We start from the raw sequence: 13,557 nt of genomic DNA, 5'->3' as shown, positions 1-13,557 counted from the left end.
CAGGGCGGCTTCGTTCTATCGCCGCCGCGCGACCGCGACGCCGAAGAGGAAAGCGACGAAGAGGCTCGAAAGCGGCGCCTCGCGCGTGATCGCTGCGACCGTCGCGAGCGCTCCGCCGGGCTTTCGTGCTTGCTCGATTGCAGAGGTGAGACGATCGACCGCTGCGTGCAGGCCTCCGGCGACTTCACCCACCGTGCGGGAGACGTCCGCCGCGGTATCGATAGCACGTTCGGCCATGCCGGGTTGCGAGGTGGATTGCGGTATCTCCGTGCTCAAGTGCGCGACCTCCAGACCTGACGATGGGCCGGCACCTTTGGCTATCCGCGCGAGCGCTCGTTCTGAACAGCGGGTCTTGATGACCTTTGGCTATCCGCGACAGGCGCCGTGGTTTACGGCGGGTGCCGGCCTTGGATGGGCAATTCAGCGCGCGGGATTTTGTTCCGGACGATAGGACGATCGTGGCGGACCTTCCCCGGGAAACGACGGGTGCGAATCTCTGTTAGGCTGGCGGTGGCTCGTTGATGTCAGGAGACAGCCGTGACCGATCGGACCGTGGCGGATCAAGGCCGGCGCATCGCCTTGCTCGGCGCTCCCATCGACATGGGGGCTTCGCAGCGCGGCACCTTGATGGGCCCCGCGGCGCTGCGCACCGCAGGCCTTGCGACAGTGCTCGAAAGCCTGGATTTCGAGGTTGTCGACTACGGCGATCTTTCCGTGGCCGAAGTCGGGGACCTCACCGACAGGCCGCCGGATAGGGCCAATCACTACCGCGAGATCCAGCGCTGGACGCGCGTTCTGAGCCGCAAAGGCTATGAGATTGCGAAAACCGGCGCGCTGCCGATCTTTCTCGGCGGCGATCACACACTGTCCATGGGTTCGGTCAATGCCATGGCGCGTCATTGGCAGGAGCGTGGACGCGAGCTGTTCGTGCTCTGGCTCGATGCCCATGCCGACTACAACACGCCGGAGACGACGATCACTGCGAACATGCACGGCATGTCGGCCGCGTTCCTGTGCGGCGAGCCCGGCCTCGAGGGCCTGCTCGGCGACGATCCGCGCGCTTCGATCACCCCGGACAGGCTCGATTTGTTCGGTGCGCGTTCAGTCGACAAGCTCGAAAAGGAGCTGATGCGCGCGCGCAGGATCAGGGTGGTCGACATGCGTGAGATCGATGAGTTCGGCGTCGCCGTGTTGATCCGACGCGTCATCGAGCGGGTCAAGGCGAGCAACGGCGTGCTGCATGTCAGCTTCGACGTCGACTTTCTCGATCCCTGCGTGGCGCCGGGCGTCGGCACCACGGTGCCGGGCGGAGCGACCTATCGCGAGGCACACCTGATCATGGAGCTGTTGCACGATTCCGGCGTGGTGGGATCGGTCGACATCGTCGAGCTCAATCCCTTCCTGGACGAGCGTGGCCGGACCGCGCGCACGGCGGTCGAACTGATCGGCAGCCTGTTCGGCCAGCAGATCACCGACCGACCGACGCCGAGCAACGCGATCGCTCCGGGCGAGTGAATGCAATTGACCCAGTGGATCACGAGCTTGCGAGTTGGCCGCTACGCGGTCCGGAGATGCGTCGCGGCGAAATTTTCGGACAGTGGTGTACGTCACCGACACGGCTGACATCCAACATGTTTCCCGCGCGCATTCGTGACGTCCGCTGAGGGCCGCTTGTGACCCTGAACGGACGTCGCGAGCCGATTGCTGCATGCAGATCACTGAGGCAGCGCCACCCCGGCGATTTGCATGACACCAAGCTGCTTGTCGATTCTAAGCCGAAGTTGCGTTCCAGTTAACGCGTTCTCATAGCGACGTCTGCGCGCTTTGATCCAAAGTTGATTCAGGGCAGGAAGGCGCTGATGTCGGCTTCCGACCGGAAGCGCTCATTACCCTTCGGGCACGCCAGCGAGGCGCAAGCCTTCACACGAGCGTTTGAGGCCAGCGAGGTAAATTGGGTTATTGCTCTGTTGAGCGGCGAGGAAGCGGCGGATGGTGAAACCTGGGTTGAGCGCGAGTCCCGTTCTTGCAGCAGTTTGCGCCTCATCGAGGGCGCCAGTCAGGCCCAACGCAGCGGCCAGCGCCAAATGAGCGAGATGATAGTTGCGATTCGCCTCAGTGCTTCGTCGTAGCCAACTGACGGCGTCGACGTCAGATCCAAGCAGTAGTTTGGCCACGCCCACAAAACACGTCCAATGGTAGGCTTGAAAGTCGCGTGGGGAGAGACGTAAAGCCTCTAGTATATGGCCTTCGGTCTCGGTAGCACGACCCATATAGAATTTGGCGCAACCAAGGGCGGCATGAGCGTTGGCCTCATTCGGATTCAGCACCAACGCATGCTCAAATTCACGAATGCCTTGGGCGGCCCGGTTCGTAAGGATCTGGACCCAACCCCGAGCCAAGTGAGCCGAAGTATAATTTGGCCTGATGGACAGTGCCTTATTCACCATCGCCTCGGCCGCTGAAAGCCGCGCGGGCCCATCATCCGTCGTAAAGCTGCCTCCAACTGTCGTGTCAACATTTGCCAAGCCAATCATTGCTTCGACGCTGCCAGGGTCGCACTCTAGAGCGCGTTCGAAGAAGTTCCGCGCTTGCGTCAAGCATTCAAGGCTAAGTCCCTTCATCACACACGCCCGGCCTTGGAAGTACAGATCCATCGCATCGGGATGCAGCGTACGCTCGGCTCGTCGTGCCTCAGCCACGATAAGCTGGGCGCCCAATGTATTCGCGAGCCTTGATACGATCTCGTCCTGCATATCGAACAGGTCGGCGATAGGCTTCTCAAAGCGCTCGGCCCAAAGATGCTGACCGCTCATGGCATCGATCAGCTGCACGTTCATCCGAAGCCGATTGCCGCCGCGTTGAACTGAGCCTTCGAGCACGTAGCGAACGTTCAATTCGCGGCCGACTTGCCGTACATCGACTGCTCCCCTTTTGTCTGAGACGGAGACGTTCCGCGCTGTCACACATGAACCACTGATACGCGACAAGTCCGTGGTCAAACTCTCGGTTACACCATCGACGAAATAGTCCTGCTCGCGATCGCCGCTTAGATTGATAAACGGCAGCACGACAATGGAAAGACGAGGTGGCGACAGCGGGCCGGGCTTCGCGCTCTCGCCTTGTGCCGTCGAACGAGGTCTTGCACGGACAACTGCATAGACCCGTACCGGGCTATGGATGTTCCTAAGAATTTGCTCGCCTAAATCGATGAACTCGACGCTGACCCTGCCCTTGACATGATCGTATGCGGAAGACGAGATGCAGATGCCGCCGGGCTCTGCGATATTCTCGAGCCGTGCCGCAATGTTTACGCCATCACCGAAAACGTCATGCGGCTCGACAATCACGTCGCCAACATTGATGCCAATACGAAAGGCGAGACGCCTGTCTTCCGCCTCAGCGTTCGTAAGCTGCTTGACGCGGTTCTGGAATTGTATTGCAGCCCGAACCGCCTCCACCGCGCTTGGAAATTCTGCCAAGAACCCGTCGCCGGTGCTTTTGACAATGCGACCACCGTGCTCAGAGATGGCAGGCGTCCCGTGTGCCAGGAGCGCTGTCAGTTTGGTATGCGTGGCCTCTTCATTTTGGTGCATAAGCCGTGAATAGCCAGCGACATCGGCGGCCAATATCGCCGACAACCTGCGCTCGATCCGGGCTGGGCGGTCATGAACCATGGCAGTGGTCCTCGTAGCCGATTTATACGACAGACCTGCTTGAATGCCTACTTAGCTGATGTCTTTTTTTGGCCCTCAGCTGACATCCTGCCCGTCTCAAGCTGAGCTCCGATAATCGTCCCTAAACGGACTCCAGCGGCGAATGCACGCGATTGTAACTTGCGTGGTGGGCGGCGCTTTTGCGTGGGCACCCCTGAACGAAATGCACAGAGCTAACGGCAGTGGCGACTTTGGCCAGAGCCATTGAACTAGATCAAAGTCTGCGGGCCTCAGGCGATCACCTGTGCCACATGGCGGCCCCCAAGAAAGGTATGCCCGGAGCAGTCGCTGCGCACCGACGACGAGGCGCGGCAGAGCGGTCTGCGCATTATCGAACAGTATGCAGCCGACCTTCGTCGATCATCAGGGGTAGAAGCTGAATTGAGCCATTGCCCTGAAGGGAGCGGACTTTAACTGGTCCGCGGCTGGCCCGTAGCGGGCCATGGTCGAACCCGCCGCGGAGTCTGCTTTCCAAAGGTGACCCGAACCGCATCGGACAAGTTGCCAAGAGCGGCCTTTGACCCAGAGCGGAGATCACTGCTTTCAGCTAATGTAAAAGAGAGGAAAGAATGACCTGGGAGGGAAAAAGTGTCCAATACCGGCTACGCGCTGACAGGTTTCATCTCGTGGGCGCTCTTGCTGCTGGTGTTAATGGAAAGCATCCGAACTTATCTTGTGGTGACGGGTGATGTTGCAGCCAATGGCTTCACGCCGGACAATTCCGGACTGTCGCCGTTTATGCAGCGCCTCGCCCGTGCTCATGCCAACTGCGTCGAAGGTCTGCCGATCTTTGGCGGTCTATTGGCGATTGCGATCATGACATCAAGAACAGCGATTACGGATCCCTTGGCGCCTTGGTTTCTTGCCGCACGAATCGTGCAGTCGATTATCCATCTCCTTTCGAGCAGTCCTATCGCGGTCAGTCTGCGCTTCACCGCTTTCGCAGTCCAGATGGCGATAGGCATCTATTGGTCGTGGAAGATGTTGGCCTAAAGACTAGGGCACAAGCTGATATCGGTTAGATCGGGCCGGAACATTCCCGCGCTTGCCAACTTTCCCGGCGCCCTCCCAAAAGGGTGACACATGGCCCCGGCTCCCAATCGCCCCCCGAGCTGGGGCCCTTTTTCCATCGCGACCGGGTGGCGACGCGGCCCGGAACTTTGCCGACATAACACCGTTCCCGATGCGCGGGCGCGAATGTAGGCGGACACCATGAAATGGATGCTTGTGGTCCTCGTGGGTGGCGTCGCCCCCGTCAATACCGATCTCGTATTCGACAAGTTCAGTGATTGCCTGTCTGCCGAAGCGCAAATGCGACAGCACTACTCCGATGCGTTCGACGCCTGGGACCGTGTGGCCGCAGCAAGAATCGACCGGCGTAGCGACTACAGGAAGGCCCGCGATCTCGAGGCGAAAAGACTGCTGAGCAACGTAGGCACCTGTGTGCCGCACGGCGGAGGAGATTCTGTTGCGCCGGCGGAGCAGCCCAAGCCGCCCGCCGCACCTTCGCAGCAACCCGCTGCGCCGTCGCAGCCGACACCGCGACCTTAGCGAACGCCGCCTGATTGCCTTCGGCCAAATTCGGGCGTGCGAGGTCGCATCGAGTCGGGAAAAAGTGGCAATATCTTGGAACCTTGTCACCAATTCGCGGGTTCTCGCAGCGCCGCATCCTGCGGTGAGGAGATACCCATGAAGAAGCTGATGCTGACGTGCGCGGCTGCTGCGCTGATCTCGAGCGGCGCGCTGGCGCAGTCGACCGTCGTCACCACCACCGGCACCGGCCATGCCGCCGCCGTGCAGATCGAGCCCGAATACCGCACGAAGATCCGTACCTACGTGACCGAACACAAGGTGCGCCCGGTGCAGACCCGAGAGAAAATCGTGGTCGGCCAGCCGGTGCCGCGCGAGGTCGAGCTCGAGGCCGTGCCCGCCGATTGGGGCCCCTCGCTCACCAGGTATCGTTACGTCTACTCGGGCGAACGCGTGATGCTGGTCGATCCGTCGACGCGCACGGTCGTCCAAGAGATCGACTAAGTCCCGGGAGGCGGGTCGCTGAGCAGGCGGCCCGCCTCCCGCAACCACGGCCCCGCCCAATACCTTCCCCTTATTCTTGTTTGCGAGCGGCTGTCATGCCGATCATTCGATACTTCGTCTTCGTCGGCGGGGTCCTGCTGGCCTTGCTGTTCGCTGCCGACCGGTACTTGCCGGCTCCGGGCGAGCCTGCAGCGACGGCAGATCCTGACAGAACCATCATCCGGATCGCATCGGCAAGGAAGCTACCGGAGAAGATCGTATTCGATACGCGGCCGCGCGCCGATATGCCTGAGATCGCGCAGGCCGATCCGATTCCTGAAGAACCGCGGCTGCAAATGCGTGAAGCCATGGCCGCCATGCCTGCCGCACCGTCCGGCCAGATCAAGAAAGAACCGGCCCCCCGCGTCTCCGCAGAGGCCCGTACGCATCCGAAGCGTTCGGCCAAATCATCGAAAAGGGCACCCGAGCGACGGCTTGCCTTCGAGCGGCACGACCCGTTGTCCGGCGGATGGTGGTGAGCGGAAAACTTCGCAAGTGATCTGAAGGAAAAGGCCGCGCCTATCTGAAGCGCGGCCTTCTTTTGCGGTCAGATCGGCTTGTCTCACCAATGGCGGTGGTGCCGATGCCAGTGGCGCCGGACGACCGGATAGGACCCGCCATAATAGGCGTAGGCGGGGCGCACGACGCGGCGATAGCGATAGCCGTAGGAGACCGGCGCTGTGTAGTACGTGGTGGTGTAGCCGCCGCCCCAGCGATACGGCTCGTCGTACCCGTAGTCGTAGGCGTAGGGGCCGCCATAATAGCCGGCACGGTAGTAGCCGGGGCCGCCATAGTAACCATAGCCCGGTCCCCAGCCGTACGCGGAGGAGGCAAGCCCGCCGATGACGGCGCCTGCGACCAGGCCGCCTGCGATGCCCGGTCCCCAACCTCGCCAATGGGCTTCGGCGGGAGACGTTGTTGCGATCGAGCTCAGACCCAGGGCGCCGATCATCAGTGCCGACATTGCAATCTTCTTCATCGAGGATACCTCTCACATCACATTGCTTCTGCCCCACCCGTAACGGGAAGAATAAGCAATGGTTGCTGCTGGTCCCGGGCGGCGAAGGGCAATGGGTGCTCGGCGCCGGGGGCAGCGCTGCTCGAAGCTTTGAGCTTGGACGACAACGCTTGGCTCTAAGGCGAGTTCGGTCCATCTCGGAGAACGTGAGCCCACTATGGCTCTCACAAACCGGGAAAAAGTGGAAACTTTCCGAGTGACTTGAGTTGGCAACCGACTGGTTGGTTTCCGGAGAGTGCCATGGTGGACGAAGACGTTCTGAAGAACGCCACAGAGACAGCCTGGACGGTGTACCGGGCGCAGCACCCCGACGTTGATGCTCATGACAGTCGGCGATGCCTGCTGGAACGCCATTTGCTCAGGAGACGGGAAGAGCGCGAGAGCGATGCCGAAGAACTCGCCAGCTTCGGGATAGCCTACCTGCACCGGCTTCCCAGCGACGAATGTTGACGGACATGAAGATGCTCGTTGCCCGCGTGGCCCGCGGAAGCACAAGGCCGAGTTTGACGCTGCTGGCGATTTCCTTTCTCGTCTCGGCGGTCATCGTGATCGCCTTGCGTATCATGTTCGGGAGCTAGATCGGACCGCCGGGCTTGCGGCTCGGCTCCCTGAGTGTCCAACCGGGAACAAGTGGAATATCCAGGCGTTGGCGGCCAGGCATCCATCTGGATGCGACTCACTGGAGGAGACGATCGATGAAGACCATTTTTGCCGCAGCTCTGATCACCACCACTCTGATCAGCGGCGCTGCGTTCGCGCAATCCACCCCGCCTGCTGATCGAGCGGCTCCGGCGGCTACCGCACAGCCGGCCGATAAGATGATGCTGAAGGACAATTGGCGCGCCTCGAAGCTCATGGGCCTGAACGTCTATAACGAAGCCAACGAGAAGCTCGGCGACATCAACGAACTGCTCGTCGACAAGAGCGGCAAGATCAACGCGGTGGTGATTGGCATCGGCGGCTTCCTGGGAATGGGCGAGCACGATATCGCCGTTTCGATGGACAAGCTGAAGTTCGTGGAAGAGCCGGTCCGGACCAGCTCCACCAGCACTTCGACGACGCCGCGCGAGACGACCACCGGTGCGGCTTCGACCAACGCCACGACCCGCAACACCAATGATTGGGTCCCCGATCACGCCGTCATGAGCGGAAACAAGGAGCAGCTGAAGGCGCTCCCGCAGTTCAAATATTCGGACTACAACTGACAGGACGAAACGTTCTCGAGATCAGGGGCCTCCATCTGGAGGCCCTTTTCATGTGGACCACACCCGAGTCGCTTGCAGCGGCGCTTCACACTCAGCCACGTGTATTGAAGCTATTCACTCGGTTCGGCAATGCGGTGCCGGGCCGGGTCGATTTCCCGACCGCAGGATCGTGGCCTCTGCAGGCTGGAACCGTCCGCTCCGAAGGATGTGGGGAACCGGAAGGGGCGCCAGTGAATTAACCTGCATGAGGACAACAGCGGATCTTTCGATGACAAACACTCGTTTCGCGAGCTCCATCTCTGCCGCCCTCCGCCATCCCGGTGTGATCGCGCTGATCGTGGCTGGCGTGACGATTGCGGCAATGCTGATTGTCGATCACGGCCCCTGGAGCCGTGCCAAGACCCAGCCGGCCCATATTGCGATGTATGCGAACACGGGAGAAGCGGCACGGGCGGCTGGTGCTGCGGTACTCCCGACCAACCCGAAATCGCCGATCGAGCCGTCACGGCCGGGACCCAAGACGTCGCCGACCGTCAACCCCGTGACGCCGTAGCTTCGCTGCTCACGAAGAGTGGAGCCGCCTCGCAGATCTCGGCGGCGTTGTCGCCGCTCTAACCTCAGCTGATCACCGACGAGCCGAGCAGAGCGAGCACGGCCAGCGCCATCAGCGCGGTGCCGAGCCAACCCAGCGCGATCAGCCATGACCGGGCCCTAAAGCGGCCCATGATCGCGCGGCTCGAGACGATCAGCATCATCATCGCCATGATGGGCACGGCGACGATGCCGTTCAGCACCGCGCTCCACACCAGCATGTGGATGGAGTCGATGCCCGTGAAGCCGAGGCCGAAGCCGATGATGGTTGCCGCGGCGATGATGGTGTAGAAGCCGGCGGCTTCGCCGGGCTTGGCCTCCAGCGTGGCACGCCACCCGAAGATCTCCGCGACGCCGTAGGCGGCCGAGCCCGCCAGCACCGGGATCGCGAGCAGGCCCGTGCCGATGATGCCGATCGCGAACAGCGCGAAGGTGAAATCGCCGGCCAGCGGCCGCAGCGCTTCGGCCGCCTCCGTCGCGGAGTTGATCTTGGTGACGCCGTTGGCGTGCAGGACCGATGCGGTGGTGAGAATGATGAAGAAGGCGATGCCGTTGGACAGCAGCATGCCGGAGATGGTGTCCGTCTTGATGCGATCGAGCTCGTGGGTGCCCCCGCGCTTGAGCTCGCGAAGCGGCTTGTCGCGTTCGCCCTGATTCATCTCCTCGACCTCCTGCGAGGCCTGCCAGAAAAACAGATAGGGGCTGATGGTGGTGCCGAGCACGGCGACGACCATCAGAAAATAGTCGGCGGTGACGTTCGCCTCGGGCCACACCGCGGCGAGCAGCGCCGTGCTCCACGGGATCTTGACGGTGAAGGCGGTCGCGACATAGGCGAACAGCGTCAAGGTGAGGAATTTCAGCACCGGCGAATAGCGGCGATAGGGCAGGAACACCTGGAGCAGGGTCGAGCCCGCTGCGAAGATCAGCGCGTGCTCGTGGTTGAGTCCGCCGATGACGAGCGAGAGCGCCTCGGCCATCGCGGCGATGTCGGCGGCGATGTTGAACGTGTTGGCGGCAACGAGCATGGCGACGAGGCTCAGCACCGCCCAGCGCGGCGCGATCTGCATGACGTTGGCGGCAAGCCCCTTGCCGGTAACCCGGCCGATCTGCGCGCTGACGAGCTGGATCGCGATCATGAACGGCGTGGTCAGAAACACCGTCCACAGCAGCCCGTAGCCGAATTGCGCGCCGGCTTGCGAATAAGTGGCGATGCCCGAGGGATCGTCGTCGGCAGCTCCGGTGATGAGGCCCGGCCCCAGCCTTTGCAGCAGCGTCGGCGCGGATTTCGTCGGCGTGACAGCGCTGTCGCTCATGAAGGGGACCTCGTCGGGGCAGATGCTTTCACAGCAAATGCTAATCAGGGAACGAAAGTTCCTCGCCGCGCCGGCGTCTTATCGATTTCTGATAATACTAAGTCAGCTTGACTGTCGGGCAAAACAGGTGTAGATTGCCATCATCGCAAAAATTCCCGCAGCTCAAATGCTCGCAAGCTCAAGTCAGTCCGCGAGGCTGCTCGGTCGGCGGGATTTTGAACGTTGGGGATGAAGGAAGTCGGCCGCGCTACTTGACGCTGACGAACATGCCCCAGGCGGCGGCCAGCGCCGCGCCGGAAAAGACGATCAGGGGGTTATCGCAGAATGCGCCGCCATAGCTGCACATGGTGACGCCGAACGAGCCGATCTCGTGATGGCTCGCGGAGTAGAACAGTCCCGACAGTACCAGCAATGCAGCGGCGACGTAGTACATGGCAATCTCTCCGACGCTTTCCCGATTGCATTCGCGCAAGCACATGTCCCAGCATGGCGCGAAGAGATTGCATTTCGCCAAATCCGCTTTGCTGCATTTGAGTTAAAGTTTGATCTGTCGGGCAAAGCATCCGCAGGATGAGAGCATCGGGACGTATGGCGCCGCGCTGATGGTCGTATCTCCCATCAAAAAAGGCCCCGCGTCGCGGGGCCTTTGTCGTGGCGGTGTGGGCTGACCTATCGCCGCGTGCCCACGCCGTAGAGCTCGCGCTCGCGGCCGATGTCCTCGGGAGACAATGGCGGGCTTGCGGCATCGAAGTCGGTCCAGCCGGATTTCTGCCAGGCCGCGCTGCGATCCTGCAGGTTCACGGACTTCTCGTGGAGAAGCGCATCGAGGCGTGAGCGGTCCTGGTCGGGCACCCTCGCGGACACCAGCGTGCCGCCGCGGCGAATGCCCTCGGCATAGCGCGAGGCATCTTCCCTGGAGACGCCGGCCTGCGTCAGGGCGCCGACGATGCCGCCCGTGGCCGCGCCGGCAGCCGCGCCGACGGCGGTCGAGGCGAGCCAGCCTGCCGCGACGACCGGCCCCAGGCCGGGGATCGCCAGCAGGCCGAGCCCGGCGAGCAGGCCGGCTGCGCCGCCGAGGCCGGCGCCGATGCCGGCTCCGGTCCCGGCGCCTTCAGCGCGATCGTCGACGTCGTCGCGATCGCGGTCCACCTTGCCGGACCGCGAGCCGTACCAATTGTCCGAATTGTTGGCGACGATGCTGATATCGGAATGCGGCACGCCGGCGCCTTCGAGCCGGGTCACGGCACGTTCGGCATCGGAGTAATTGTCGTAAAGACGTGAGATGGTGACGGTCATTGTGAGATCTCCTCGCGATTTGCTTGTTACTTGGTGGGGTTCACGTTGCCCTGGAAGTCGACGCTGACGTCGCTCTTGCTGCCGGCCTTGTCGGCCTTGCCGCGCCAGACGCCCTCGTTGTCCTTGTGCAGCCCGGAGACGTTGGAATAACCGGCATCCTCGATCCGCGATTTGGCCTGCCCCTCGGTGAAGCTGTTGCGGCCGGCGACCGGCTTGTTCGAGTTGTTCTGGTCCGAGCTGTTGACGGCGTTGTTGCCCGGCCCGCTCTGGGCAGGCTGCGATTGCGCGCTAGCGGGCACTGCTCCGAGCAGCAGCATGGTCGTGGCAAGTAGAGTAAGTCGTCGCATTTTTTTGTCCTCCGGCAGGTGAATGTGCTGGCGACAACAAGTGAGATTCGAATTGGTTGCTCACGTTTGAAGATGCCGAGTGCCGCAGTTTGTCTCGCCCGAAACGCGCGTGTGCATCGAACCAGTTTAGGAACGTCTGCCGGTTTGTCCCGTTTATGCGCGCCCTGCGGATGACGTTGGCAGATTTATTTCGGCCGACCCATCAATTGATACGGCACGAAGGCGTGAGAGGGCGGATGATGGCCGAAGCGCGAGCGTTGAGTTGGCACGGGCCCCGGCATTTTCGCTCCCCACGTCCAGCCCCGGAGGTGCCTGGGGTCGCTTCGATGCGGCCCAGCTGGTTTTTCGCCTTCGGAACTTCAACTGGACCGGTCCATTGTCGCCGGGAACCGAGACGGCTCCCATCATGCAATCTGGCTACCCGCTGTTGAAGAAATGGACTGCGCAAGACCACGAGCGATTGAAGGCATTGGCCGAAGCGGGCGCCGGCGGCCGGACGAGATTGCAAGTGAGCTCAATCGAAGCGAAGCGGCGGTGAGAGTGCGTGCCTGGCACCACGGCATCGCCTTGCGGCTTGTCATTCAGAGGCGCAAGCCGCTGAAAACGGCTAGTACGAAGGCCCGCATGTGAGCGAGGCGGAAAGCGGCCGCGTCACTTCGACGATTGTGCGTCGGCTTGCGTCCTGGCCGGCTCCCAAGGTGCGGGAAGGATGACGCGGATCGGACGAGCCTCAGCGGAGCCTTGACCAGCGGGCCGGGCTTGCTCCCCGGCAGGTTCGGCCAGAGCCACGGACGAGAGTGCGATCAGCATGGCCAGCGAGGTCGTCACAAGTCTCACATCCAGCATCGAAGCCTCCAGTTTCCGCGTCAACGCAGGCAGCGGGACTTGGTTCAGGCGAGACCGGGAACAAGTGGTAATTTTGTATGTTTGAAGAAGACAGGTCCGGATGACCGGACTGCTGGAGGAGGACACGATGAACATCAAGACCATCATTGCCGCTGCCGTGTTGACGTCATTCGCGGCTCCCGCTTTCGCGCAGTCGTTCTACGTGGTGCAGGACGTCAAGACCAAGAAGTGCACGATCACAGAGGCGAAGCCGACGACCACGGAAACGACCGTCGTCAGCGGCGACACCGTGTACAAGACCAGGACTGAAGCCGAGGCCGGCATGAAGACCGTCAAGGTCTGCACGTCGAACTGAGGAGAAGGACAGATGCCTGTACTTTTGCTTTGGGCCGTCCCGGCCGTGATCGTGATCGGTGGCGGCGTTTATCTGATTGGCCACATGCACTGAGAATAGATGCCGAGGGTGCCTGGCGCGCCCACGGCCCCGCTTGCTGAGGTTGCGCAAGCGTCAAGCAGAAGCCCGCGTGGAGCGATCCGCGCGGGCTTATTGCATGTGACGCCTCGTCCGCTTGCCGCGCAGATGAGTTCGCGGTGACCATGTTCAATTGTGTACACAAGCAGGCGGCACCCCGAGCCGCCGGTCCGACGAAACACGGCTGAAACATTGCTGAAACCAGATCGTCCTGAACTCCGCGCCCGCTCGTTCCGACCAACCGAGCGAAGAGGAGAGACAATCATGATCCAGATCGGTTCGAAGGAAGAAGTCGCGTTCCTGCTGGCGCTGTTCGGCACCCACACCCAGCCGGTGCAGCGGCCGAAGCCGAAATCGCAGCAAAGGTAAAGAGGCTGACCCCATGCCAGGTTTGGCCGAATGCCAGAGCCTGCTCAGGCTCCTGATCGCCAGGGGCGATCCCAAGGCCATCCCGCTCGCCAAAGGCGCCATCGATCAGTATCTGAACACGGCGCCGCTCAGCGCCCGCGGGCGCGGCCTGCGTGTGCTCCAGCGCGACGCACTCGACCAGCACGATGTGGCGGTCGGCGTGCAGCGCTCGTTCGCCGAGACGGTGGATGCCTATATCGAGCACAAGCTCGCGGAGGAGTAGGGGACTGCGCAAGCAGGCACGGTCCCGGTCCTGCGGGATCCACTTCGGCGGT

17 protein-coding genes are annotated in these 13,557 nt (G+C 62.1%); 10 read left to right on the top strand and 7 right to left on the bottom strand.

Annotated elements, in window-relative coordinates; translation table 11 throughout:
• Window positions 1–15: 15 nt before the first annotated feature.
• Window positions 16–276, bottom strand: coding sequence for a hypothetical protein (locus GA0061098_RS32650; protein ID WP_091965548.1), 261 nt, complete (start codon window positions 274–276; stop codon window positions 16–18).
• Between the two features lie 261 nt (window positions 277–537).
• On the opposite strand from GA0061098_RS32650, the gene rocF reads away from it, so the two are divergent.
• Window positions 538–1,515, top strand: coding sequence for an arginase (rocF, locus tag GA0061098_RS32645; RefSeq protein ID WP_091965547.1), 978 nt, complete (start codon window positions 538–540; stop codon window positions 1,513–1,515).
• A gap of 371 nt (window positions 1,516–1,886) precedes the next feature.
• On the opposite strand, the gene GA0061098_RS32640 is transcribed toward rocF, so the two are convergent.
• Window positions 1,887–3,674, bottom strand: coding sequence for an adenylate/guanylate cyclase domain-containing protein (locus tag GA0061098_RS32640; RefSeq protein ID WP_091965546.1), 1,788 nt, complete (start codon window positions 3,672–3,674; stop codon window positions 1,887–1,889).
• Window positions 3,675–4,301: 627 nt separating this feature from the next.
• Between GA0061098_RS32640 and GA0061098_RS32635 the strand changes: the two genes are divergently transcribed.
• From GA0061098_RS32635 to GA0061098_RS32620, 4 genes are all read left to right on the top strand, one after another.
• Complete coding sequence (locus tag GA0061098_RS32635) at window positions 4,302–4,706, top strand: MAPEG family protein (protein WP_245323739.1); 405 nt, start codon at window positions 4,302–4,304, stop codon at window positions 4,704–4,706.
• A gap of 219 nt (window positions 4,707–4,925) precedes the next feature.
• Window positions 4,926–5,264, top strand: coding sequence for a hypothetical protein (locus tag GA0061098_RS32630; RefSeq protein WP_091965545.1), 339 nt, complete (start codon window positions 4,926–4,928; stop codon window positions 5,262–5,264).
• A gap of 138 nt (window positions 5,265–5,402) precedes the next feature.
• The gene (locus GA0061098_RS32625; protein ID WP_091965544.1) at window positions 5,403–5,747 is read left to right on the top strand and encodes a DUF1236 domain-containing protein; all 345 of its coding nucleotides are present in this window, start codon (window positions 5,403–5,405) and stop codon (window positions 5,745–5,747) included.
• A gap of 95 nt (window positions 5,748–5,842) precedes the next feature.
• Entirely contained in the window at window positions 5,843–6,265 is a 423-nt protein-coding gene (locus GA0061098_RS32620) for a hypothetical protein (protein WP_091965543.1), read from the top strand.
• An 83-nt stretch (window positions 6,266–6,348) separates the two neighbouring features.
• On the opposite strand, the gene GA0061098_RS32615 is transcribed toward GA0061098_RS32620, so the two are convergent.
• The gene (locus GA0061098_RS32615) at window positions 6,349–6,765 is read right to left on the bottom strand and encodes a hypothetical protein (protein ID WP_091965542.1); all 417 of its coding nucleotides are present in this window, start codon (window positions 6,763–6,765) and stop codon (window positions 6,349–6,351) included.
• A gap of 279 nt (window positions 6,766–7,044) precedes the next feature.
• Here GA0061098_RS32615 and GA0061098_RS32610 point away from each other — a divergent pair, with 279 nt between their 5' ends.
• The 3 genes from GA0061098_RS32610 to GA0061098_RS32600 all read left to right on the top strand — a co-directional run bounded on the left by GA0061098_RS32610 (window position 7,045) and on the right by GA0061098_RS32600 (window position 8,562).
• Window positions 7,045–7,254, top strand: a complete 210-nt coding sequence (locus GA0061098_RS32610; protein ID WP_091965541.1) for a hypothetical protein — start codon at window positions 7,045–7,047, stop codon at window positions 7,252–7,254.
• A 245-nt stretch (window positions 7,255–7,499) separates the two neighbouring features.
• Complete coding sequence (locus GA0061098_RS32605; RefSeq protein ID WP_091965540.1) at window positions 7,500–8,009, top strand: PRC-barrel domain-containing protein; 510 nt, start codon at window positions 7,500–7,502, stop codon at window positions 8,007–8,009.
• Window positions 8,010–8,277: 268 nt separating this feature from the next.
• Window positions 8,278–8,562 (top strand): hypothetical protein, encoded by a 285-nt coding sequence (locus GA0061098_RS32600; RefSeq protein WP_091965539.1) that lies wholly within the window; start codon window positions 8,278–8,280, stop codon window positions 8,560–8,562.
• A gap of 64 nt (window positions 8,563–8,626) precedes the next feature.
• Here the strand turns inward: GA0061098_RS32600 and GA0061098_RS32595 are convergent, their stop codons facing one another.
• The 4 genes from GA0061098_RS32595 to GA0061098_RS32580 all read right to left on the bottom strand — a co-directional run bounded on the left by GA0061098_RS32595 (window position 8,627) and on the right by GA0061098_RS32580 (window position 11,556).
• Window positions 8,627–9,913 carry an NRAMP family divalent metal transporter gene (locus tag GA0061098_RS32595; protein WP_091965538.1) on the bottom strand — a complete coding sequence of 429 codons (1,287 nt, stop codon included), beginning with the start codon at window positions 9,911–9,913 and terminating at the stop codon, window positions 8,627–8,629.
• Window positions 9,914–10,160: 247 nt separating this feature from the next.
• Window positions 10,161–10,346, bottom strand: a complete 186-nt coding sequence (locus GA0061098_RS32590) for a hypothetical protein (protein ID WP_020508701.1) — start codon at window positions 10,344–10,346, stop codon at window positions 10,161–10,163.
• Between the two features lie 236 nt (window positions 10,347–10,582).
• Window positions 10,583–11,209 (bottom strand): hypothetical protein, encoded by a 627-nt coding sequence (locus tag GA0061098_RS32585; RefSeq protein ID WP_091965537.1) that lies wholly within the window; start codon window positions 11,207–11,209, stop codon window positions 10,583–10,585.
• 26 nt (window positions 11,210–11,235) lie between these two features.
• On the bottom strand, window positions 11,236–11,556 hold the full coding sequence (locus GA0061098_RS32580; protein WP_018319188.1) for a hypothetical protein: 321 nt from the start codon (window positions 11,554–11,556) through the stop codon (window positions 11,236–11,238).
• A gap of 973 nt (window positions 11,557–12,529) precedes the next feature.
• Here GA0061098_RS32580 and GA0061098_RS32565 point away from each other — a divergent pair.
• Together GA0061098_RS32565 and GA0061098_RS32560 are read left to right on the top strand one after the other, a co-directional pair.
• Window positions 12,530–12,757 (top strand): hypothetical protein, encoded by a 228-nt coding sequence (locus GA0061098_RS32565; protein ID WP_091965624.1) that lies wholly within the window; start codon window positions 12,530–12,532, stop codon window positions 12,755–12,757.
• 499 nt (window positions 12,758–13,256) lie between these two features.
• On the top strand, window positions 13,257–13,505 hold the full coding sequence (locus tag GA0061098_RS32560) for a hypothetical protein (protein WP_018319193.1): 249 nt from the start codon (window positions 13,257–13,259) through the stop codon (window positions 13,503–13,505).
• Window positions 13,506–13,557 lie beyond the last annotated feature (52 nt).

The sequence above is a fragment of the Bradyrhizobium shewense genome, assembly GCF_900094605.1.
Lineage (GTDB): Bacteria > Pseudomonadota > Alphaproteobacteria > Rhizobiales > Xanthobacteraceae > Bradyrhizobium > Bradyrhizobium shewense.
This window is presented reverse-complemented; position numbering and strand designations above follow the sequence as displayed.